Below are 24,272 nucleotides of genomic sequence, written 5' to 3' on the forward strand. Positions count from 1 at the left end.
TTGGGTGGAAATTAGAGATTCTAAATTACGCTCCACACCATTCCGAATGACAAAATTTTCGTATATATATATTTTTCCTCGCAAGGCAAAGAAATCTGTTGGTTATATTTATAAGAAAAACATCTTTAATTCTAAACAGACAAGCAAGAGACTTAAATTTGTACTGAATCATGAATTAATCCTCAGGAAAAGATTCAATAAAAAAACCTCGCAAGAAAACTTACGAGGTTTAATATGGTATATTTAGATATATGATTACATTGCTGTCATTTTAAAGCTCATGCTTTCGATCACTTTCAGGATTGCTGCTACGGTATCCATTGAAGTCAGACAAGGTACTCCATTTTCAACACTCATCCTTCTAATCTGGAACCCGTCCCTCTCGGATTGTTTTCCTTTGGTAGTCGTATTAACAACATACTGTACTTTTCCTTTTTGGATCAGGTCGATTAAATTAACATCGTCCTCTCCTATTTTATATCCGATTTTACAAGGAATTCCTTTTTCTTCGAAATATTTGGCTGTACCTTCTGTTGCCCAGATTCTGAAACCTACTTCATGGAACCCTCTTGCTAATTCCGCAGCTTCTTCTTTATGTTTATCCGCTACTGTGAAGAGAATGGAACCGTGAATCGGAACTTTTCTTCCTGCCGCTATTAATCCTTTATAAAGAGCTTTTTCCAGTGTAGTATCTTTCCCCATTACTTCTCCAGTAGACTTCATTTCCGGTCCTAAAGAGATATCTACTTTAGTTAATTTTGAGAAAGAGAATACCGGTACTTTTACGAATACTCCTTCTTTATTAGGTACTAATCCGCTTTCGTATCCTAGGTCTTTCAGTTTTTTTCCTAAAATCGCTTTAGTGGCAAGGTTAGCCATTGGCACATCTGTAATTTTAGAAAGGAAAGGAACTGTTCTTGAAGATCTCGGATTCACTTCGATCACAAATATATTTCCTTCAAAAAGCACATACTGGATATTCATTAATCCGATCACCTTCAGACCGTGAGCCAATCTTTTGGTATAGTCTACCAAGGTATCGATTTCACTTTGGGAAAGATTATGTGGAGGATATACTGCTATAGAGTCTCCGGAGTGAACTCCTGCTCTTTCGATGTGTTCCATAATTCCCGGGATCACTACTGTTTCCCCGTCACAGATTGCATCTACTTCGATTTCTTTTCCTACCATGTATTTGTCCACCAACACCGGATGCTCAGGACTTGCTTCAACTGCATTTTCCATGTAGTGAGCTAATTCCGTTTCTGTATATACGATTTCCATCGCTCTACCTCCTAATACATAACTTGGACGTACTAAAACAGGATAACCTATTTCATTGGCGATTTTTATAGCTTCTTCCTTGGATGTTGATGTTCTTCCCAAAGGCTGAGGAATTCCCATTTCCTGAAGGGCTTTTTCAAACTTATCTCTGTTCTCAGCTCTGTCAAGGTCTTCTAATGAAGTTCCTAAGATTTTAACACCATGGGAAGCTAATTTATCTGCTAAGTTAATCGCTGTCTGTCCTCCGAACTGAACTACAACCCCTGTCGGTTTTTCAAGCTCGATGATGTTCATTACATCTTCTTCAGTAAGCGGCTCAAAGTATAATTTATCTGAAATTGAGAAATCCGTAGAAACCGTTTCAGGATTATTATTGATGATAATCGCTTCGTAACCCATTTCTTTAATAGCCCAAACCGAATGTACAGTTGCATAGTCAAATTCTACTCCCTGTCCGATTCTTATCGGCCCTGATCCTAAAACGATTACTTTTTCTTTATTGGAAACTACACTTTCATTCTCCTCCTCATAAGTTCCATAGAAATAAGGAGTTTCACTTTCAAATTCTGCAGCGCAGGTATCTACCATTTTATACACCGGCATTACTCCGTTTTCTTTTCTGAAGTTGAAAACTTCTCTTTGCTTTACTTCCCAAAGGTGAGCGATGTTTAAGTCTGCAAATCCTAATTTTTTAGCCTGAATTAAAGTTTCTTTATCGAATTTATTGTCAGCGATTACTTTTTCAAAATCAACTAACTTCTTTAATTTCCAGATGAAGAATTTATCGATTTTACTCCATTCTACGATCTGTTCCCAGTCATATCCTTTTCTTAAAGCATCTCCAATGATGAATAATCTTTCATCGTCACATACTCTGATTCTTCTTTCGATTTCTTCAGCGGTAAGTGCATCAGCCTGTTTTTTCTTTAATCCTAAATGTCTGATCCCTGTTTCCAGTGAACGGATGGCTTTTTGTAATGATTCTTCAAAGTTTCTACCAATTGCCATTACCTCTCCTGTAGCTTTCATCTGAGTGGAAAGTCTTCTGTCCGCTGTCTCAAACTTGTCGAACGGGAATCTTGGGAATTTAGTCACTACATAATCCAGTGCCGGTTCGAAACAGGCATATGTTTTTCCCGTTACCGGATTCATAATTTCATCTAAAGTCAATCCTACTGCAATTTTAGCTGCAATTTTAGCAATCGGATATCCAGTTGCTTTACTTGCCAGTGCCGAAGAGCGGGAAACCCTAGGGTTTACTTCAATAATATAGTAGTCGAATGAATGTGGATCTAAAGCTAACTGAACGTTACATCCTCCTTCAATTCCCAGTGCTCTGATGATTTTAAGGGAAGCGTTTCTCAGTAACTGATATTCTCTGTCTGAAAGAGTCTGAGAAGGTGCTACTACAATTGAATCTCCTGTATGAACTCCTACAGGATCTATATTTTCCATATTACAAACTACAATGGCGTTGTCGTTTGCATCACGCATTACTTCATATTCTATTTCTTTGAAACCGGCAATGGATTTCTCGATAAGGCACTGTGTAACCGGACTGTGTTTTAATCCCAGTTCAGCAATTTCTTTTAATTCTGTAACATTGGAAGCGATTCCTCCTCCTGTTCCACCCATTGTGAAAGCCGGACGCACGATTACCGGATAACCGATATTTTCCGCAAACTGTAAAGCACCTTCTACCGTATTTACGATATCAGATTCAGGTACGGGTTCGTTCAATTCTCTCATCAATTCACGAAAAAGATCTCTGTCTTCTGCTCTGTTGATCGCTGAAAGTTTTGTCCCAAGAACCTCGACTTTACATTCTTCAAGGATTCCTGATTTTTCCAGCTCTACTGCCATATTTAGCCCCGTCTGCCCTCCCAGTGTAGGGAGTAGTGCATCCGGACGTTCTTTGCGGATGATATGACTTACAAACTGAAGTGAAATCGGCTCGATGTATACTTTATCTGCGATTTCTACATCCGTCATAATTGTTGCCGGATTAGAGTTAATCAGGATTACTTTGTAACCTTCTTCTTTTAAAGATAAACAAGCCTGTGTTCCTGCGTAATCAAATTCTGCCGCCTGCCCGATGATGATAGGTCCTGAACCGATTACTAAAATTGTTTTTATATCTGTACGTTTTGCCATTTTCTTTTTTTATTTGAGTCTAGAATCAAGAGTCTGGAGCCAAGAATCAAGACTTTATTGTAATTTATTTTTAAATGAGTAAATCATTTTTTGGATTTCAGATACTTCACTTAGTAAAGTATTTACTTTTTCTTCTGATAAAAAGTTTAGTTCTTTAACCAGAATCAATTGAGTCTGCAATTCAAATGCAGAGCCTAAAGCAATAGCAAGGAAATGATTAAATTCTTTACTACTATTTCTCCCGGAACCTTCAGCGATATTAGATGGAATAGAAACTGCACATCTTTTAATCTGAGAAATTAAACCATATTTTTCATCACTACTAATCTCCTGGCAAACAGTATAAATATTTTTTGCCAATGTTATGGACTTTTGCCAGAAAAGTAGTTTCTCAAAATTATGCATCTATATTCTTTCTCGTCTTAAATCTTGACTCTCGGTTCTTAGCTCTTAATTCTTATTTTTTATACTCTTCCATTAGATCAATGAACTCATCGAATAAATAGTTTGCATCTTCAGGTCCGGGGCTTGCTTCCGGATGATACTGTACGGAGAAGCAAGGGTGGATTTTATGTTTCAATCCTTCATTCGTTCTGTCATTCAGAGCAATATGCGTTTCAATAAGATCGGTTCCTTTGAGACTTTCCTGATCCACTGCATATCCGTGATTCTGAGATGTAATGGAAACTGTATTTTTTGCCAGATCCAGTACAGGATGGTTTCCGCCTCTGTGTCCAAATTTTAATTTGAATGTTTTAGCTCCGCATGCAAGACCAATCAACTGGTGTCCCAAACAAATTCCAAAAATCGGAACTTTTCCCAGCAAACCTCTGATCATCTCCAATGCTTTAGGGTTATCTTCAGGATCTCCAGGACCATTGGAAAGCATAATTCCATCCGGATCCATCAGCAAAATTTCTTCTGCTGTAGTATCTTGTGATACTACCGTAATATCACAATTTCTTTGAGATAATTCTCTGATAATCCCTAATTTAGAACCAAAATCTACCAACACTACTTTAAATCCTCTCCCGGGGTTAGCATAAGGTGTTTTTGTAGATACAGTTTCCACCTGATTGGTTGGAAATGTTGTAGCTTTTAACTCTTCTACAACTGCTTTTTCATCTGCATCTTCATTTACGATTTTTCCTTTTACCACTCCATGGTTACGAAGAATTCTCGTTAATTTCCTTGTATCAATTCCTGAAATCCCTGAAAGGTTTTTCTTTTGAAACAGTTCATCTAAAGTCATTTGTGTACGGAAATTGGATGGCAGATCACAAATTTCCTTTACAATAAGACCTTTAATCGCCGGTTCAATACTTTCGTAGTCATCACGGTTGATTCCATAATTCCCAATAAGCGGATATGTCATACAAACAATCTGCCCACAATAAGAAGGGTCTGAAATCAGTTCCTGATAACCTGTCATTCCGGTGTTGAAAACTACTTCTCCTGCCGTTTCAGATTGTGCTCCGAAACCCTCGCCATGAAAAACTTCGCCGGACTCCAGTATTAATTTTTTCTTCATTTTTTATATTAGATATTTATTTTTATTTTCTTTTTTATTATCCCTCCGACGGAGGGAATTTTTATTTTGATCAGGAATCCATGATAGGAGTTCCTGGTATTTTTTATTTAAATGTAAATCCTTTTCTTTCCAAGGCATCTTTAATGATTGCCATTCTTGCAAATACTCCGTTTTCCATCTGCTTAAAAATTCTTGAACGTGGAGATTCCACAAGATCTGAGTCTATTTCCACCCCTCTGTTAATTGGTGCCGGATGCATAATGATTGCTTTTTCTTTCATTACCGATTCTCTTTCTTTTGTCAGTCCATACCTTCTATGATATTCTGCCGAAGAAATATTCATTTGTGTATCATGCCTTTCATGCTGGATTCTTAACAGCATCAACACATCCACTTCACGAATCAATTCATCTAATGACATATAAGTTCCGTTAATTAAAGCTCCTTCATCAAACCATTGCTCAGGTCCTGAGAAGTATACTTTAGCTCCTAATCGTCTTAATGCTTCTGCGTTGGAATTGGCGACTCTGCTATGTTTTACATCTCCCACAATTCCTATATTCAGTCCTTCAAATTTTCCGAATTCCTGATAGATTGTCATTAAGTCCAGCATACATTGTGAAGGATGATTTCCTTTTCCATCTCCTCCGTTTAGTATAGGAATTTTTATATTTTTAAGCTCATCGAAATAACGGTCTCTTTTATCCCTGATCACTACCAGGTTCACTCCTAAACTCTCCAGTGTTTTTACGGTATCATATAAACTTTCACCTTTATTTACAGAACTGTTGGAAGCGTCAAAAGGTACTACCTGCAATCCTAACTTCCTTTCAGCAATATCAAAGCTTGTTTTTGTTCTTGTACTGTCTTCAAAAAAAAGATTGGAACAAAAACATTCTCCTTCTACCTTTACTGTTTTTCCATTAGCAAAAGCTATCGCTTCTGCTAAGATACTGTTGATTTTTTCTGTACTTAATTCTGTGGTCGTGAACATAATATCTCTATTTTTTTACATAAAAAAAGCGAAGACAAATCTTCGCTTAATAACAATAAATATCGTAAAGGGCGTCTTCGCCCGGTAAATCTAATGATATAAATACTCTTTTATTCATTAGGTGCAAAGATATAAAAATTTACCGATACCATCCAACTCAAGTTTTAAAATAAATTAAAAAACCTTAATTATACCTCTCTTTCATTTTTTCTTAATATTTTTGTTACAACTCAATTCTACACTATCTACATTATGGACGCAAAAGACATTATGATCCTTAATATCCTTCAGGATGACTCTACTTTATCTGTTAAAGAAATATCAGAAAAAATAGGTCTGACATTTACTCCGACCTATGAACGAATCAAGCAGCTGGAAAAACAGGGAATTATTGAGAAGTATGTGGTTCTTCTCAACCGTGAAAAACTGGGTCTCAATATTGTTGTTTATTGCAATGTTCGTTTAAAGGAGCAATCCCAGGAGGTTCTCGCTTCTTTTGAGAGTCATATTACAAAATACGACGAAGTTCAGGAAGTGATCAGCCTATCTGGTGAATACGATTATATGCTGAAGATTATCGCAAAGGATATTAATTCCTATAACGAGTTCGCCGTAAATGTAATATCAAATATTCCTAACATAGGACAGTACCATAGCTCTATTGTTCTTCATGAAGTAAAAAAAGCTACCAAGTTTAAAATAAACATGGACTAACCCAATAGTTTATTTTTAATTTTATTAAACTCATAACTTATTTTATCTAAACAAAGATTTCCTATACTTCCCTGATGGATATGATTGAGGTTTTGAAGTTCGAATTCAAATTCATTATTCTCTATCTCCTTTCCTATTTTAATATAGGCATCACGGAATGAGCTTCCTTTTTTTACTTCTTCATTGATTTTTTCTACACTGAAAAGGTATTTGTATTTTTCATCTTCCAGAATTCCGTCTTTTACCTGAATATTAGGTAAGGTGTAATTCAATATCTCCAGACATTCTTTCAGGGAATCTATACCCGGAAACAGAATTTCTTTGGTCAGCTGCACATCTCTGTGATAGCCTGATGGCAGATTACCTGTCACCATCATCAGTTCGTTAGGCAGAGACTGAATCCGGTTGCATCTTGCACGAACCAATTCGAAGATATCAGGATTCTTTTTATGGGGCATAATACTGCTTCCTGTCGTGAATTCTTTAGGAAAACTGATGAAGTCAAAATTTTGGCTTAAATAAAGGCATACATCATAGGCAAATTTAGCCAGTGTTCCACCCAGAGTTGCCATCGCCATCGCAAGAACCTTTTCAGATTTCCCACGTGTCATTTGTGCATACACAGCGTTATAGTTCATCGTATGAAATCCTAACTCATAGGTTGTGGTTTCACGGTTAATCGGGAATGATGATCCATAACCGGCTGCTGAACCTAATGGGTTTTTATTGATGATATTCTTTACTGAAAACAGCAATTCAAGATCATCCAGCAATGCTTCTGCATAAGCTCCAAACCAAAGTCCGAAAGAGGAAGGCATTGCAATCTGAAAATGGGTATATCCCGGAAGCAAAACATTCTTATGCTGATCCGCCAATTGGATCAAAGTCTGAAAAAAAACGTCTGTAAGATTGGTTATTTCACGGATTTCATCCAATAAATAAAGCTTAATATCCAATAAAACCTGATCATTTCTTGAACGGGCCGTATGAATTTTCTTTCCTGTATCTCCTAATTTTTCAATAAGTATCGCTTCCACCTGAGAGTGGATATCTTCCGCCTCTTTATCAATAACAAATGTTCCTTCTTCAATATCTTGTAATACTGAAGAAAGCACAGCAAGCATCTGCTTTGATTCTTCTTCAGAAATAATTCCTACTTCCGCAAGCATTTTACAGTGAGCCATTGATCCTTTAACGTCATATTTTGCCAGACGCTCATCAAAATCAAGGTCCTTTCCTACTGTAAAATTATTAACTAATATATTGGTGGCCAGGTCATCCTTCTGCCATATCTTTTTCATAATAAAAATATTAAATATATAATCTGTTCCGGCTTTGCCCAGCATAATCTCAATACCTCAATTCAATGTATGTATTAAAACCCTGCTTATTATGGTATGTATGAATCTTATAAGAACTTCCGGGCTTTAATTTCAATTATACTGAGCTAAGTCAAAACATTAAAAAAACTAACTAATATGAGGATATAAGTACTACAATACTTTCTCCAAAATTTTTATATAAATTTCAATTCCTTCTCCTATCTCATCAATGAATATAAATTCATCTGCCGTATGAGAGCGCCTACTGTCTCCGGGACCTATCTTCACAGATGTACATGGAATAATAGCCTGATCTGATGACGTGGGAGAGCCATAGGTAGTTCTTCCAACAGCTATTCCTGCCTGAACAAAAGGATGATCCATTTCAATTTTTGAGGAGTTTAACCTGAAAGATCTTGCTGTAAGATTCGATTTCATCTGAGACTGAATAATTTCAAAAGCCTCTTTATTGGAATATTCATCCGTAACTCTTACATCAAGTGTGAAGGTACATGACTCAGGAACCACATTATGCTGTACTCCTGCATGAATTCCTGATAAGGTAACCTTTACTTCTCCTAGATAATCGGATACTTTAGGAAATTTAAAGCTTAAAATATGATGCAGATCTTCCATGCATTTAACGATGGAATTGTCATCGTTAGGATGAGCGGCGTGAGAAGGAGTTCCTTTCATTTCTCCATCGATTACAAGGAGTCCTTTTTCCGCAATGGCCAGATTCATTTGGGTAGGCTCTCCTACCACTGCCAATACTACATTGGGTAATTGCGGAAATAAGGCTTCTATTCCGTTCAGTCCGGAAATCTCCTCCTCGGCCGTCAAAGCAATAACTAAATTATATTGTAAATCTTCTGCCTCATAAAAATGTAAAAATGTCTGTGCTAAAGAAACCAGTGACGCACCAGCATCATTACTTCCGAGTCCGAATAGTTTCCCTTCTTTTTCAATAGCAACAAATGGATCCAGCGTATAAGCTTTATTCGGTTTTACCGTATCGTGATGGGTATTCAGCAACAGAGATGGCTTGGCTTCATCAAAATGTTTATTGACTGCCCAGATATTATTTTTAAAACGCTTCGTAGGAATCTGATGTTTTGTAAAAAAAGATTCGATTTCTACGGAAGTATTATATTCATCTTTGCTGAATGAAGGAATTTCAATCAGTTTCTTAAGTAATTCCACGGCATTACTTTTTAATTCTTCTAAGCTATAAACAGATTTCAGTTCCTTCATGGTGGTTTTCTATATGATTTTTCAGTCGGGTTTCTTTCATTAAAAATACCTTATTGACATTGTTCTTAACGGCTCCTAAAGCATTTTCCAGCTTAGGTAAAATTCCTTTATGCAGTTTTCCTTCTTCTTTTAGAGTATAAAAGTCTTTTTCAGATACCTTCTTAATCAGTGTTTCAGGATGATCTACATCTTCGAGAACACCTTCCTTATCAAAACAGAATAATAATTCTACATCATACTCTTCTGATAAAGCCTGTGCAATTACAGAGGCAATAGTATCAGCATTGGTATTGAAAAGATTTCCTTTTTTGTCATGAGTAATCGCTGAAAAGACAGGGATAAGGTTCATTTGAAGCAGGCCCGAAATAAGTTTCCGATTTACACTTCCTTTTTCTATGTCGCCTACGAATCCAAAATCAATTTCGGGATGGTTTCTTTTTGTTGCCTGAATTACATTGGCATCTGCCCCGGAAAGTCCAATTGCGTCGCAATCTTTATGCTGCAATTTAGCAACAATATTCTTGTTGATATTTCCTGCATATACCATAGTTACGATATCCAGTGTATCTTTATCCGTGATTCTTCTTCCATTGATCATCTGCTGGGTCACTCCTAACTTTTCAGCAAGGATATTGGCCAGCTTTCCTCCTCCATGTACCAGAATCTTCTTTCCTTCAATTTCTGAGAACTGGGTAAGGAATTCATTGAGCAGGACATCATCATCGATAAGAGCACCACCAATTTTTACAACAAAAAGTTTTTCTTTCATTACTTGGGATCCTGAGTTATTTTCCTGATTCAATTTCATCGAGAATTTCACTGAATACTACCTGTGCAGAAAAAATTCTGTTTTTAGCCTGCTGATAAATGATAGAATGTTTCCCGTCCATCACTTCATCACTCAGCTCAAGGTTACGACGTACAGGAAGGCAGTGCATTACTTTCCCATTGTTCGTAGCCGCCAGTTTTTCATTGGTAAGCATCCAGTTCTCTTTTACTTCCGGCATCGCAGCATAATCATCAAAAGAAGACCAGTTTTTCACATAAATGAAATCCGCATCTTTCAATGCTTCTTCCTGATCATGAATAACAGGAGTGTCTTTTGTGAATTTCTTATCTAAATCATAACCTTCTGGATTAGTAATTACAAAATCGACATCCATTTGCTGCATCCATTCTGTGAACGAATTCCCTACTGCATGAGCAATAGGCTTTATATGAGGAGCCCAGGTCAATACAACCTTCGGCTTTTTATCACTTTTCCAGTTTTCTGTAATCGTAATACAGTCTGCTAAACTTTGTAAAGGGTGACGGGTTGCAGATTCCAATGAAACTACAGGAACTTTTGCATGTTTCTGAAACTGGCTTAAAATACTTTCGTTCACATCATCTTCCTTATTTTTCATTCCTGCAAAGCAACGAACAGCAATGATATCACAGTATTGGTTTAATACTTCAATAGCATCTTTAATATGTTCCACCGTATTTCCGTCCATCACGGTTCCATCCGCATACTCTAAATTCCAGGCCTCCTGAGCGGCATTCAATACCAAAACATTCAACCCCAGATTCTGAGCGGCAATCTGACTGCTTAAACGGGTTCTTAAGCTCGAATTTAAGAATACCAAACCAATTGTCTTTCCTTTTCCTTTTTGGGAATCAGCAAGTGGATCAGCCTTTATTTGTAAAGCTTTCTTTATTGTTTCCTGTAAGTTTTCTATATCACTTACAGCAGTGAAATTTTTCATTTTTGTAATTTTTTGACAGTCTGTCAACAGACTTTAAATTGATATTAATCTATTTGGTGAAGAATCTCTTTTAAAGAGTTGATAAAAAGATCGGTTTCTTCTTTTTTGATATTAAGTGCCGGTAAAATCCTCAGAACACTTTTATCACTGGCATTACCTGTAAAGATATGATGGTCGAACAACAGGCTTTTCCTTACTTCGGAACAGTCCCTATCCAGCTCAATACCTATCATCAGGCCTTTTCGCCTTATAGATTTAATATGTGGAAAGTCTTTAATTTCATTTTCAATATAAGCTCCCAGTTTTTCTGAATTTTCAATAAGATTTTCATCTTTCATAACATCAAGAACAGCAATTGCTGCTACACATGCCAGATGATTTCCTCCAAAAGTAGTTCCTAACAGACCATTGCTTGCTTTAAATTCAGGACTGATCAATACGCCTCCGATCGGAAATCCATTTCCCATCCCTTTTGCAACCGTAATAATATCCGGCTGAATTCCATACTCCTGATGGGCAAAGAAATATCCTGATCTTCCATATCCTGACTGTACTTCATCTAATATTAAAGCCACATTATGTTTTTCACATAATTCCTTAATCTTTAACAGGAAATCTTTATCCGGAATTATAATTCCTCCTACTCCCTGAATTCCTTCAATAATTACGGAAGATATTTCATCTCCCTGAGTTTTGAAGGTTTCTTCCAGCTGTTCTATATTATTCCATTCCGATTTAATGAATCTCTCTGAATAATTAACAGGGGCTACTATTTTGGGGTTGTCCGTAACGGAAACCGCTGCAGAAGTTCTTCCATGAAAGGCTCCTGAAAAATACAATACTTTCTTTTTTCCATTGTGAAAAGAAGCCAGTTTTAAAGCATTTTCATTAGCTTCTGCTCCTGAATTACAAAGAAATAAACTGTAATCTTCATAGCCTGAAAGCTTTCCCAGTTTCTCTGCTAATTCTATCTGCAATCCATTCTGTACAGAATTGGAATAAAATGAGATTTTATCGAGCTGATCTTTTAATTTAGCCTGATAATATGGATGATTATGACCAATAGAGATCACGGCATGCCCACCGTAAAAATCAAGGTACTTTTCTCCTTTATCATCCCAAAGGAAAGATCCCTGAGCTTTTACAGGATTTATATTGAATAATGGATATACTTCAAATAATTTCATGTTTTCTGTTTTTTTAAAATGCTACAGGTTTTAATCCTAATCCTAAATTCTCTTCCCAGCCTAAAGCTATATTCATATTTTGAACAGCCTGTCCGGAGGCTCCTTTTAAAAGATTGTCTATTGCTGAATGGACTACGATAACATCTCCTTCTTTTTCAATATTAATCACACAACGATTGGTATTAACCACCTGTTTTAAATCTATTGGAGTTTCACTTACTTTTACAAAAGGTTCATATTTATAGAATTCCTGATATAACTTGTATATTTCTGAAAGTTCCATATCAGTCTTTACTGTTGAACTGGTAAAGATTCCTCTTGTAAAGTCTCCTCTCCACGGCACAAAATTCAACTTCACTTCTTTTCCGTTGAAAGAATTCAGCTGCTGCAGAATTTCTTCTACATGCTGATGAGTTAAAGTTTTATAAGCCGAAATATTATTATTTCTATTGGTAAAATGAGTAGTAGGTTGTAATTTCACTCCTGCTCCCGTCGAACCCGTAATTCCTGTCGTATAAACTTCTGCGAGATCTCTGTTTTTAGCCAATGGCAACAATGCCAGCTGAATAGCTGTCGCAAAGCATCCCGGATTGGCAATACTTTTTGAATGAATCAACTGAGCCTTATTAACCTCAGGAAGTCCGTAGATAAAATCCCTGTTTCCACATTTCCCCTCCAGTCTGAAATCATTTCCCAGATCTATAATCAATGTCTCTTCACTGATCATATTCTGCTGGAGCCAGTTCTGACTTTCTTTATGAGGAAGACACAGAAATAATACATCCACCTCCTGAACCTGATCCGTTAATACCATTTCACATACAGAATCCAGGTCAGGATAAATTTCAGAAATTTTCACTCCGGCATTGGAACGGCTGAACAAAAAGCTTAATTCTACATTAGGATGAAAAGACAACAACCGAACCAACTCACTCCCCGTATATCCGTTCGCTCCTATTATTCCGACTGTCTTCATATTTTCCCTTCGTTTATCTGATGGTATATGTTTAAGGAATTACTTACGATTTTTGTGAATCCTTTCACATCATCGCCTGTCCATGCTCTGTTAGCTTCGCCATAACTTCCAAATTTATCTGACATCAGATCGTGTACAGAATCAATTCCATTTAAGATGAATCTGTATGGATGCAGGGTTATAAATACTTTACCCGTAACTGTTTCCTGAGAATCTGTTAAAAAAGATTCTATATTTCTCATCACAGGATCCAGGAACAGAGCTTCATGCAGCCAGTTTCCATACCAGTCGGATAATTGTGATTTGATCATCTGCTGGTATTTTGATAGAACATGTTTTTCAAGCAAATGATGTGCTTTTATAATCACTGAAGCTGCTGCAGCTTCAAAACCTACTCTTCCTTTAATTCCTACAATAGTATCTCCTATATGAATATCACGTCCTATTCCATATACAGAAGCTAATTTTTCTATTTTCTGAATGGCATATACAGGATGATCAAACTTTTCACCGTTTACTGCTACAATTTCCCCCTTCTTGAATTCGATCTCCAGTTCTGAAGGCTGAGTTTCTTTTACCTGTGAAGGAAAAGCTTCTTCAGGCAGATAGTTTCGGGAAGTCAGTGTTTCCTTACCTCCTACGGAAGTTCCCCAAAGTCCTTTATTAACTGAATACTGAGCTTTCTGAAATTCCATTTCATATCCATGCTGCTTAAGAAACTCTATCTCTTCTTCTCTTGATAAAGCCATATCACGGATGGGAGTTATAATTTCCACCTGGGGACACATCACCTGAAATATCAGGTCAAAACGCACCTGATCATTTCCTGCTCCTGTACTTCCATGAGCAATAGCATCTGCTTTGGTTTCTATAGCATATTTTGCAATTTCCTGCGCCTGAATAGTACGCTCAGCACTTACCGATAGAGGATATGTATTATTTTTCAATACATTCCCGAATATCAGATATTTAACACAAGAATTATAATAATCTTCCTGAGCGTCGATGCACCTGTATTCCTTAACTCCAAGATTTAAGGCCCTTTTTTCCAGTTCTTTTTCTTCTTCTTTAGAAAAACCTCCTGTATTCACGGTTACAGCATACACATCATACCCAAGTGTCTCGCTAAGGTATTTAGCACAATAAGAGGTATCTAAACCTCCACTAAACGCTAAAACGACTTTCTTTTTCATTATTATATCCTTTGTCTTGCTGATTTTCTTCAGCTGTTATATTTTTTTTATCATTTTTCGGAACGTATAACATTGCTGTACATAAACAGTTTTTACGCTCCTTACTCATTAAGATTTCATAGTTTACACAGCTTTTGCATCCGTTCCAAAAATCCTCATCTTGTGTCAATTCAGAATAGATAACAGGTTTGTACCCCAATTCACTATTAATTTTCATGACTGCTAATCCTGTTGTTAATCCGAATATTTTAGCATCAGGATACTTAGTCCTTGATAACTGGAAGACTTTTTGTTTAATCTGGGTAGCAACCCCAGTATTCCTGAATTTAGGAGAAACTATAAGTCCGGAATTGGCCACAAACTGACCATGTGACCAGGTTTCTATATAGCAGAACCCTACCCACTCACCGTTTTCAGTGGCAACCACAGCATTCCCATCTGAAATCTTCTTACTTAAATATTCTATGGAACGTTTTGCGATCCCCGTTCCTCTTCTCTGTGCAGAATCATACATTTCCTGCTGTATTTCACTCACATACACTAAGTGTTCGCATGAGGAAATTTCTATTTCCATTTATTTATCTGAATTTTTTGGCAAATTTAAAAGATATTTACTTTACAAAGCAAATTTAAAAGATATTTTTTTCTTAAAAAACATATTTAAAAAGATAATATATCTTATTAGTTAATTTTTAATTTGCTAAATTATTATATATTTGCTAAAATACTATATATGGAAGATAAATGTCCAAAATGCAAAGGTGATAAAGTGGTTAAAAGCGGAATCATTAACAAAAAACAGAGGTTTCTGTGTAAAGACTGCAATTACTATTTTACCGTAAAAAAACTGGGAAAACAAATAGATGACTACTATGTAACCAAGGCATTACAACTTTATCTGGAAGGCTTAAGTTTCCGTGAGATAGAAAGAATTATTGGGGTTTCTCATGTCACCATAAGCTCATGGATAAAAAAGTACAATATCACAAGACCTCCTCATTCAGAATTCCATCCTGTATATAAAATTCTAAAACAAAACGAGCTCATCGATTATATTGCTAAAGAAGAAAACCTTAAAAATTCCGGTATTATCATTACTCAGTTTGCAGACAAGTATATGCTTATAAAATGGGAACGTTTCAAAAAATAGAGAAAAGGTATAAGTATTAAATAATAAATATCCATATTCACTTTAAATCAACAACTTAAACCCTTTTCCAAGTAATATCCACCATCTTCAATTTATCATTTTTCACTCATAATTTATAAGTATATATATCATGACCAATAATATATATTAAATTTTCATAAACAAATTATTAATTACAATTTGGAGTCCATAAAATTAATACCAAAAAATTGATAATTTATGAAGAAAATATTCACTTTTATTGGATTAGCATTAATTAGCAACTCACTATATTCTCAAGGTTCCCCCGAATATGGAAGCGGATTAAAGCTAAATCTCAATCAGGAAGGCGATAAATTCGTTCGTTTCATTTTATGGGATCAGTTCTGGTTGAGAAATACCCAGATGAATCCGGGAAGTATGGTAGGCGGAGAAGCTACTAAAGATTCCTGGAGCTTAGGAAACCGAAGGTTAAGAGCTTTAGCCTATGCACAAATTTCTAAAAGATACATGATTCTCGTTCATTTCGGTATCAATAACCAGACTTTCATTAATGGAGGAGCTCCTGGAACTACCGGAACAGGAGGAAACGGGAATGGTAAAAAACCCCAGATGTTTTTCCATGATGCCTGGAATGAATATGCAGTCGTATTACCGGGAGAGGCAGGAGACTTCAGCTTATCTTTAGGAGCAGGATTACATTACTACATGGGATTATCCCGTATGACCATGGCCTCAACTCTTAACTTCTTAACTGTAGATTCCCCTATTTTTTCATGGCCCTTAATTGATAATTCTGACCAGTTCGCAAGACAGCTTGGAATGTTTGCAAAAGGTAAATATGGAAAACTGGAATACCGCTTAAGCTTAAATAAACCTTTTGCAACGGATTTAATTCCCACTAATGTCACTGATCCAGCCAATGCTGTTGCAGTTGATAATAATGGTAACCCAAAATTTTCAAAAGCAGGATATCTTGAATATCAGTTTCTTGATGATGAATCCAACACACTCCCTTTTAAAGTAGGATCTTATCTGGGAACCAAAAAAGTGTTCAATGTGGGGGCTGGTTTTTACCATCAGGCAGATGGAACAAAGTCTTCTGTGAATGATAACATTGAAAAGCATGATATTACCTTACTTGCTGTAGATGCTTTTGCAGATATTCCACTTGGGGAAGCTAAAAATAAAATGGCTATTTCAGCTTATGCCGGATATTACAACTATAAATTCGGACCCAATTATATCAGAAATCTAGGTATTATGAATATCGCCTCTACGGATCCTAATTTCATAGGAGATAAGGCAATTGCAGGTCCGGGAAATATGCAGCCTACTATCGGAACAGGTAATATTGTCTACGCACAGGCAGGGCTCCTTCTTCCCAGCCAGGCTGAAAAACCCAAAATAAGAATTCAGCCTTTTGCGGCTTATACGTATAAAGATTTTGAAGCTTTTGATAGGTCGTCTTCCCAATTTGATGTAGGTGCCAACTGGTTTATAGACGGCCATCATGCTAAAATCACAACCCAATACTCTACCCGCCCTGTTTATACCAGTCCTACGGAAAACCCTAAATCCAAAGGAGAATTCATTGTTCAGTTCCAAATCTATCTGTAAAACACTACGGACTTTAACCTCATCCATATTTAACATCAAAATCAAGCAATATGAGCGAAAACCATCACGAAAATTACAATAACATGACCGAAAAACAGAAGAACAGAACGATCTGGAGTGTGATCACAGCTTCTTCTCTCGGCACATTGATTGAGTGGTATGACTTTTATATTTTTGGGAGTCTAGCCATTGTTCTTGCGACAAAATTCTTCCCCGCCGACAACCCTACTGCAGCATTTTTATCTACACTGGCAACATTTGCTGCGGGATTTGTAGTAAGACCTTTCGGAGCTCTTTTCTTCGGAAGATTGGGAGATCTTATCGGAAGAAAATACACTTTTCTTGTTACACTGCTGATCATGGGATTTTCCACTTTCCTTATCGGATGTATTCCGAGTTATGAAACCATAGGCTTCCTTGCTCCTGTGTTAGTATTAATTTTAAGATTATTACAAGGATTAGCTTTAGGAGGCGAATACGGAGGCGCTGCCACCTATGTCGCTGAATACGCCCAGCCTCATCGAAGAGGATACTGGACCTCATGGATACAGACCACGGCTACAGCAGGACTTTTTATTTCATTAATCGTCATACTGGTTACTAAGACTTCACTTTCAACAGAGGAGTTTGACACCTGGGGATGGAGGGTTCCTTTCTGGATTTCTATTTTAATGGTAGGCGTTTCCTACATCATCAGAAAGAATATGAAAGAATCTCCTCTTTTTGCAAAAGCTAAAAGCGAAGGAAAAACTTCCAAAAACCCTCTTAAAGAAAGTTTCGGGAATAAATATAATTTTAAATTCGTCCTTCTTGCCCTATTCGGAGCCGCAATGGGACAAGGTGTTATCTGGTATACCGGCCAGTTTTACGCCATGAGCTTCCTGCAAAAGGTAATGAATGTAGAATCCGCACAGGTAGATTCCCTGATGGCCACTGCTCTTTTCCTCGGCACTCCATTCTTTGTCGTCTTCGGGTGGTTGTCTGATAAAATTGGGCGTAAAGCCATTATGATGACAGGAATGTTGGTTGCCATTTTTGCTTACCGTCCCATTTATGACAGCATGTACAAAAGTGTAAATCTTGAGAGTAAAACAGTTGCATCCAGAGGTATCACAGAAAAAAGAAGTGCAAAAATCCATAAGGATATCGCTACTGACAGTCTTATCACTTTCCATAAAGAGACTGTATTCACAGACGGAACTTTATTAAAGAAAGACAGTATTGTCCATTGGTCTGCTGCCGGTCCGGTAATGAAGGACGGCAAAGCAGAAGAACCTAAAGTTTCACAATCCGTGACACTAGGCGACCATACAAAATGGTATCTGGTATTCCTGGTATTTATTCAGGTGATCTTTGTAACCATGGTATACGGCCCTATTGCAGCCTTCCTTGTGGAAATGTTCCCGGTAAGAATCCGATACACTTCCATGTCTTTGCCTTATCACATTGGTAACGGAGTATTCGGAGGGTTACTTCCTGCCGTAGCCACTTATCTCGTAACGGTAGGAAAAGATGCAGGTCATCCTACATGGTACCTAGAAGGCCTATGGTATCCGATTGGAGTGGCCGCAGTCTGTTTACTGATAGGATTAGTATATCTTAAAAATAAAAACAATAATATTCATGATTAATCACCAAATCTTTCAAATTTTTATTAAATTTAAAAACTACTAAAATGGACGGACTAAAAAAAATATTAGGTATACTCTGGATCATCATTGCTCTTGTAGTGGGATATTTCGGAATTACCGTTATGGGAATCCCGAAAATCGCGTCGGGAAAACAGGAAGATCTGGTATTTGGTATTATCATTTTATTCATATTGGTACCCATAATTTCCGGCGGATTAGCTATTTTCGGATATTATGCACTGACAGGTGAATACTCAGATGATAAAGTTTAACTAATTATAACCTCAATAGGAACCATACAGAGCCCATGTTCTGTATGGTTTCAAAATATTAATGAAGAAGAGACACGAACAAAAGCTGATTATCCTGAGTGTTGCCCTGATGATCGCTTTCAGTATTCCTATTTCGCTGTTATTTAACAGTGAGAAAGAAATATTGGGATATCCGATGATTCTGATTTATTTGTTTGCCATGTGGATGCTTTCTATCATTATATCTTTTATAATTGTAAAAAAGTATTATGAGTAGTTTTGCTTTATTTATTGTTGTTTCCTTATACCTGGCTCTTTTATTTTTAGCTGCTTATCTGGCTGAACAGAAAAGAAGCAAGCTATGGATCAACAATCCTTATATCTACTCACTGTCTTTGGCTGTTTATTGTTCTGCATGGACCTATTACGGAAGTATAGGAGTTGCTGCAACAAGCGGACTGGATTACTTACCCATTTATATCGGTCCTGTTATGATTATTCCGGCATGGATCTTCATTAATACCAGGATTATAAGAATTGCACGGATAAATAAAATAAGCAGTCTATCAGATTTCATTTCTCTTCGTTATGGAAACAGCAGAAGTTTAGGAGCCATTATCACTTCAGTTTGTCTTCTTGCCATTGTTCCTTATATTGGATTACAGATTAAAGCCATTTCCGAGACTTTTCATTTAGTTACCCGAACTCCTTCCTCCAGTAATATCCTGACAGACAATGCAACTTTTGTCGTCCTCCTCATCGCTCTGTTCTCTTCTTATTACGGAACACGTTATGTAGATGCTTCGGAAAAAAGATTGGGAATCATCTCTGCCATTGCTTTGGAGAGTTTTTTAAAATTGTTTTTCATTGTTATTCTGGGATTATTTGTTATCTATTTTGTTTTTGACGGTTTCTCTGACATCTACCAGAAAGCAAGTCAGTTTCCGGATTTTAAAAGAAAAAATACATTCAACGGAATTGAAGGTTCTCTCAACTGGATGATCTTATGCATGATTTCTGCTACCGCCATATGCATTCTTCCGAGACAGTTTCACACGGCTATAGTAGAAAACAGGCAGGAAAAACATATTAAAACTGCTATTTGGTTTTTCCCTCTATACCTATTGATTTTCACTGTATTTATTTTTCCCATTGCCTGGGGTGGCAGACTTATCTTCGACGGAGAAAAAGTAAATCCTGAATTTTATTCCATTCTTATTCCACAGCATTTCAATAATACATGGATTACAGTATTGGTATTCCTTGGAGGACTCAGCTCCTGTATTTCCATGATTATTATTTCATCTATCACCTTATCTATTATGCTTTCCAATAATTTAGTCATTCCTTACGGCTTATTAGGAAAATTAAAATCTGAAAATGAAATTCAAAACACCAGAAATATCACCAATATCCGGAAAATAAGTATTCTGGTATTGGTAATCATGGCTTTTGTGTTTTATAAATATTTTATCTTAAAAACTTCACTGGATTCAGTGGGTTTAATTTCTTTCGTTGTTATTGCCCAGCTTGCTCCAGCTTTCTTTGGCGCTCTTTTCTGGAGAAGAGGAAGCTACAAAGGTGTTGTTGCCGGACTTATTGCAGGATTAACGATTTGCTATTTCGGACTGATCATTCCTCAATACTACTTTTCTTACACTCAGGAATTCAAGGGGGTACTGAGAGAGATGTACACTTATTTCGATTTCTTCAGTATTCCTTATTTAAGCAGAATCTCCCAGATTTTCTTTTGGTCTATTCTGGTCAATACAGGAATCTTTACTATTGTTTCTGTGAGCATGAAAGGAAATTATCGCGAAAGAAACTTTGCTGAATTATATGTAGACATTGACAAATATATTCAAAACCCTGAAAATGCATTTATCTGGAGGGGAACCGCTTATATTTCTGATATTAAAAACATCCTTGAAAGATTCCTCGGAAAAGAGAAAACTGAACAGGCAATGCGGATTTTCAACCTGAAATACAATATCAATTCAGAAACAGAAACCGCTGATTCCCGTTTCATAAAATTTTCCGAAAACCTTTTGGCAGGAAGAATAGGTACAGCTTCTGCTAAAATACTTATTGAAGGAGTTACCAAAGAAGATAAAATATCTTTAAAGGAAGTGTTAAATATATTGGAAGAATCAAAAGAAAACATTTCTCTCAATAAGAAATTAACCGAGCAATCACAGGAATTACAACAACTATCAGATGATCTTAGAACAGCTAATGAAAGCCTAATCATCAAAGACCGTCAGAAAGATGACTTTCTTGATTCTGTTGCTCATGAATTGAGAACACCTATTACAGCAATAAGATCCGCTGGAGAAATTCTGGCAGATGATGATGATATTCCGTTAGACATTAAAAAAGAATTCCTCAACAATATTATTACAGAGTCTGACAGATTAAGTGAAATCATTAACGATATTCTGTATCTGGATAAGCTGGAACATGGAGAAATTGCCCTTAATATTCAACCAAACAATATTATCCAGACCTATAAAAAGGCCCTTAACCCCTTACTTCATCTTATTCAGCAGAAAAGTATCCATTTAAGTGAAGTTAATCTTCTTAATCAATATGTTTTTGAATACGATGAAGCCAGAATGATACAGCTTTTCCAGAATATTCTGGGTAATGCTTTAAAGTTCACTGAGGAACAGGGAACAATACAGACTAAACTTTTAGAGAAAAATAATATATTAACCATTACAATATTCAACACAGGGAAAAACATCCCTGAAGAAGACTTGGAAATGATTTTTGATAAATTCTACCAATCCAGAAATCAAAATATCCTTAAACCCACTGGGAGTGGTCTCGGATTGGCCATCTCCAAAAAAATCGTACAGGCTCATCAGGGGAAAATAAAAGCAGAAAACAGTGGTCTGGGAGTTACATTTACTATCAGCTTCCCGGAGGGAGATGCACAAAAGATTACAAATGAAGTCGAACACTTATAATAAACACAAAAATGAAAAAGATCGTTATCGCAGATGATGAACATAAAATTTTAATGTCATTGGAATACAGCTTCAGGAAAAGCGGATATGATGTATTTATCGCCAGGGACGGTACAGAAGTTTTGGATTTTCTTGAAACCATTACTCCTGACATCATCCTGCTTGATATCATGATGCCTAATCTTGACGGATACAGCACATTGGAAATCATCAGGCAACAGGAAAAATTTAAAAACACCAGGGTTATTTTCTTAAGTGCAAAAAACAATCCTAAAGACATTAAAAAAGGGCTTGAAATGGGTGCAGACGCCTATGTTACAAAACCTTATTCCATCAAAAAATTATTACAACAAATTGAAGATTTACTCCGGGAAAACAATGACATAGAAACAATATAAACACTAAAACAAATCTAATATGAATGCAGACACCTTATTCAGACAGAGTATCGAAGACAAAGAGAATTTCTGGAAGCAGCAGGCACAGGAAATTACATGGTTTAAATTCCCGAGCAATATCTTATCTGCAGATCAGAATAACTACCCTCAGTGGTTTTCTGATGGTGAGCTCAATATGTGCTATTTATGTATAGACAAACATATTGAAGACGGATATGGAGATCAGATCGCTATTATTTATGATTCTCCTGTAACAGGGCAGAAGAAAAGCTATACATTTAAGGAAGCTCAAAAAGAAATTGCAAAATTTGCAGGAGGCCTTACTTCTTTGGGATTAAAAAAAGGAGATACCGCTGTAGTATACATGCCGATGATTCCCCAAACTTTATTTGCTATGCTGGCATGTGCAAGAATCGGAGTGATTCACAATGTAGTTTTCGGCGGATTCGCTCCTTATGAGCTCGTAGTAAGAATTGATGACTGTAAACCAAAAGCTTTGATCACAGCCACTGCCGGAGTGGAGATTTCAAAAAGAATTCCCTACTTACCATTGGTAGAAAAAGCAATCGAACTGGCGCAGGATAAGGTGGAGCATATTATTGTCTATAATCGTAACCTGATTGATAATCAACATGAAATGTTTGAAGGATTAATTGACTACGAAGAATTATTTACTCAGTCCGATCCCGTGGAATGTATCCCTGTAGAATCTATCCACCCACTCTATTTACTTTACACTTCAGGTACAACCGGAAAACCTAAAGGAATTGTTCGTGATACCGGAGGATATGCTACCGCACTTCAGTTCTCCATGAAATATGTTTACGGAGTAGAACCTGGTGAAACCTATTGGGCGGCTTCTGACTTCGGATGGGCTGTAGGACACAGTTTCTCTGTATACGGCCCTTTAATCAACAGAAATACCACTATTATTTTCGAGGGTAAACCTGTAATGACTCCTGATGCCGGAACTTTCTGGAGAATCATTTCTGAGCATAAAGTATCGGTTATGTTTACTGCTCCGACTGCAATCCGGGCCATCAAAAAGGAAGATCCTGAGGGAAAATTAGTAAAAAAATATGATCTTTCCCATTTCAAAAAACAATTTTTAGCAGGTGAGCGATGTGATGTTGCTACTTTAGACTGGTTTAACGAACATATTGGAGTTCCTGCTATTGACCACTGGTGGCAAACCGAATCAGGATGGCCCATGCTGGGACTCATGACCGCTGATGATCAATATAAAATAAAAAGAGCTTCTGCCGGAAAACCTATTCCGGGATATGATATTAAAATATTTGACGAAAACGGATATGAACTCGATCCACACCATGAAGGTTATTTAGCTATTAAACTCCCTCTTCCTCCGGGTGCACTTCTCGGAATCTGGAAAGATCACGAGCGTTTTCAGAAAAGTTATTTATCACAGTACAATGGATATTATTTTTCCGGTGACGGAGCTATTAAGGACGAAGACGGATATCTTTTTATCACAGGCAGAGTGGATGACGTAATCAATGTAGCAGGACACAGGCTTTCCACTTCAGAAATGGAGGAAGTAGTATCCTCACATCCGGATGTAGCAGAATGTGCCGTGGTAGGAATCGATGATCATTTAAAAGGTCAGATCCCGTTCGCTACAGTAGTTTTAAAAAACAATTCATCTATTTCAGAAGAACAGCTAGAGAAAGAAATTATACAGACTGTCCGTGAAAAGATAGGAGCCGTAGCATGTCTAAAAAACGCAATGATTGTCAACAGGTTGCCGAAAACCCGGTCAGGAAAGATCTTAAGAAAACTGATAAGAACCCTATTGGAGGGAAAAGATTTCCAGATTCCATCCACTATTGACGATGAAAAAATCATTGATGAAATTCAAGAAAAATTCTTTGAATACAAGGCTTGCTAAGCAAA

Annotated in this window: 21 protein-coding genes; 9 read left to right on the plus strand and 12 right to left on the minus strand. The window is 36.8% G+C overall.

Annotation, left to right across the window (positions count from 1 at the left end; translation table 11 throughout):
* Positions 1 to 255: 255 nt before the first annotated feature.
* The 4 genes from carB to Q0A18_RS16095 form a co-directional block, all read right to left on the minus strand.
* Positions 256 to 3,438 carry a carbamoyl-phosphate synthase large subunit gene (carB, locus tag Q0A18_RS16080; RefSeq protein WP_292011181.1) on the minus strand — a complete coding sequence of 1,061 codons (3,183 nt, stop codon included), beginning with the start codon at positions 3,436 to 3,438 and terminating at the stop codon, positions 256 to 258.
* Between the two features lie 54 nt (positions 3,439 to 3,492).
* Positions 3,493 to 3,843: a four helix bundle protein gene (locus Q0A18_RS16085; RefSeq protein WP_292011182.1), complete on the minus strand. Its 351-nt coding sequence runs from the start codon at positions 3,841 to 3,843 to the stop codon at positions 3,493 to 3,495.
* 52 nt (positions 3,844 to 3,895) lie between these two features.
* Positions 3,896 to 4,969 carry a carbamoyl phosphate synthase small subunit gene (locus tag Q0A18_RS16090; protein WP_292011183.1) on the minus strand — a complete coding sequence of 358 codons (1,074 nt, stop codon included), beginning with the start codon at positions 4,967 to 4,969 and terminating at the stop codon, positions 3,896 to 3,898.
* Between the two features lie 103 nt (positions 4,970 to 5,072).
* Positions 5,073 to 5,963 (minus strand): aspartate carbamoyltransferase catalytic subunit, encoded by an 891-nt coding sequence (locus tag Q0A18_RS16095; protein WP_292011184.1) that lies wholly within the window; start codon positions 5,961 to 5,963, stop codon positions 5,073 to 5,075.
* A 252-nt stretch (positions 5,964 to 6,215) separates the two neighbouring features.
* On the opposite strand from Q0A18_RS16095, the gene Q0A18_RS16100 reads away from it, so the two are divergent.
* Positions 6,216 to 6,677, plus strand: coding sequence for an Lrp/AsnC family transcriptional regulator (locus Q0A18_RS16100; RefSeq protein WP_292011185.1), 462 nt, complete (start codon positions 6,216 to 6,218; stop codon positions 6,675 to 6,677).
* Here the strand turns inward: Q0A18_RS16100 and argH are convergent.
* The 8 genes from argH to Q0A18_RS16140 form a co-directional block, all read right to left on the minus strand.
* On the minus strand, positions 6,674 to 7,978 hold the full coding sequence (argH, locus tag Q0A18_RS16105; protein ID WP_292011186.1) for an argininosuccinate lyase: 1,305 nt from the start codon (positions 7,976 to 7,978) through the stop codon (positions 6,674 to 6,676). The genes Q0A18_RS16100 and argH overlap by 4 nt on opposite strands.
* A gap of 192 nt (positions 7,979 to 8,170) precedes the next feature.
* The gene (locus Q0A18_RS16110) at positions 8,171 to 9,253 is read right to left on the minus strand and encodes a M20 family metallo-hydrolase (RefSeq protein ID WP_292011187.1); all 1,083 of its coding nucleotides are present in this window, start codon (positions 9,251 to 9,253) and stop codon (positions 8,171 to 8,173) included.
* Positions 9,228 to 10,022: an acetylglutamate kinase gene (gene argB, locus Q0A18_RS16115; protein WP_292011188.1), complete on the minus strand. Its 795-nt coding sequence runs from the start codon at positions 10,020 to 10,022 to the stop codon at positions 9,228 to 9,230. Before argB ends, Q0A18_RS16110 begins: the two co-directional genes overlap by 26 nt.
* A gap of 16 nt (positions 10,023 to 10,038) precedes the next feature.
* Positions 10,039 to 11,001, minus strand: coding sequence for an acetylornithine carbamoyltransferase (locus tag Q0A18_RS16120; RefSeq protein ID WP_292011189.1), 963 nt, complete (start codon positions 10,999 to 11,001; stop codon positions 10,039 to 10,041).
* A 44-nt stretch (positions 11,002 to 11,045) separates the two neighbouring features.
* Positions 11,046 to 12,188: an aminotransferase class III-fold pyridoxal phosphate-dependent enzyme gene (locus tag Q0A18_RS16125; RefSeq protein ID WP_292011190.1), complete on the minus strand. Its 1,143-nt coding sequence runs from the start codon at positions 12,186 to 12,188 to the stop codon at positions 11,046 to 11,048.
* Positions 12,189 to 12,201: 13 nt separating this feature from the next.
* Entirely contained in the window at positions 12,202 to 13,164 is a 963-nt protein-coding gene (argC, locus tag Q0A18_RS16130; RefSeq protein WP_292011191.1) for an N-acetyl-gamma-glutamyl-phosphate reductase, read from the minus strand.
* Positions 13,161 to 14,357, minus strand: a complete 1,197-nt coding sequence (argG, locus tag Q0A18_RS16135; protein WP_292011192.1) for an argininosuccinate synthase — start codon at positions 14,355 to 14,357, stop codon at positions 13,161 to 13,163. Before argG ends, argC begins: the two co-directional genes overlap by 4 nt.
* Positions 14,329 to 14,931 (minus strand): GNAT family N-acetyltransferase, encoded by a 603-nt coding sequence (locus Q0A18_RS16140; protein WP_292011193.1) that lies wholly within the window; start codon positions 14,929 to 14,931, stop codon positions 14,329 to 14,331. The genes argG and Q0A18_RS16140 overlap by 29 nt, the downstream gene beginning before the upstream one ends.
* Positions 14,932 to 15,090: 159 nt before the next feature.
* Here Q0A18_RS16140 and Q0A18_RS16145 point away from each other — a divergent pair, with 159 nt between their 5' ends.
* From Q0A18_RS16145 to Q0A18_RS16180, 8 genes are all read left to right on the plus strand, one after another.
* Positions 15,091 to 15,507 (plus strand): helix-turn-helix domain-containing protein, encoded by a 417-nt coding sequence (locus tag Q0A18_RS16145; RefSeq protein WP_292011194.1) that lies wholly within the window; start codon positions 15,091 to 15,093, stop codon positions 15,505 to 15,507.
* A gap of 219 nt (positions 15,508 to 15,726) precedes the next feature.
* Positions 15,727 to 17,106 (plus strand): porin, encoded by a 1,380-nt coding sequence (locus Q0A18_RS16150; protein WP_292011195.1) that lies wholly within the window; start codon positions 15,727 to 15,729, stop codon positions 17,104 to 17,106.
* A 50-nt stretch (positions 17,107 to 17,156) separates the two neighbouring features.
* Positions 17,157 to 18,737: an MFS transporter gene (locus tag Q0A18_RS16155; protein WP_292011196.1), complete on the plus strand. Its 1,581-nt coding sequence runs from the start codon at positions 17,157 to 17,159 to the stop codon at positions 18,735 to 18,737.
* Positions 18,738 to 18,781: 44 nt separating this feature from the next.
* Positions 18,782 to 19,009 carry a DUF6814 family protein gene (locus Q0A18_RS16160; RefSeq protein WP_292011197.1) on the plus strand — a complete coding sequence of 76 codons (228 nt, stop codon included), beginning with the start codon at positions 18,782 to 18,784 and terminating at the stop codon, positions 19,007 to 19,009.
* A gap of 61 nt (positions 19,010 to 19,070) precedes the next feature.
* A complete protein-coding gene (locus tag Q0A18_RS16165) occupies positions 19,071 to 19,265 on the plus strand; it encodes a hypothetical protein (RefSeq protein ID WP_292011198.1) in 195 nt (64 codons plus the stop codon).
* Positions 19,258 to 21,960, plus strand: a complete 2,703-nt coding sequence (locus Q0A18_RS16170) for an ATP-binding protein (protein WP_292011199.1) — start codon at positions 19,258 to 19,260, stop codon at positions 21,958 to 21,960. Before Q0A18_RS16165 ends, Q0A18_RS16170 begins: the two co-directional genes overlap by 8 nt.
* Positions 21,961 to 21,971: 11 nt before the next feature.
* Entirely contained in the window at positions 21,972 to 22,358 is a 387-nt protein-coding gene (locus tag Q0A18_RS16175; RefSeq protein WP_292011200.1) for a response regulator, read from the plus strand.
* A gap of 19 nt (positions 22,359 to 22,377) precedes the next feature.
* Positions 22,378 to 24,267: an AMP-binding protein gene (locus Q0A18_RS16180; RefSeq protein ID WP_292011201.1), complete on the plus strand. Its 1,890-nt coding sequence runs from the start codon at positions 22,378 to 22,380 to the stop codon at positions 24,265 to 24,267.
* The last annotated feature ends 5 nt before the right edge of the window (positions 24,268 to 24,272 follow it).

It is taken from the genome of Chryseobacterium sp. (genome assembly GCF_022712095.1).
Taxonomy (GTDB): domain Bacteria; phylum Bacteroidota; class Bacteroidia; order Flavobacteriales; family Weeksellaceae; genus Chryseobacterium.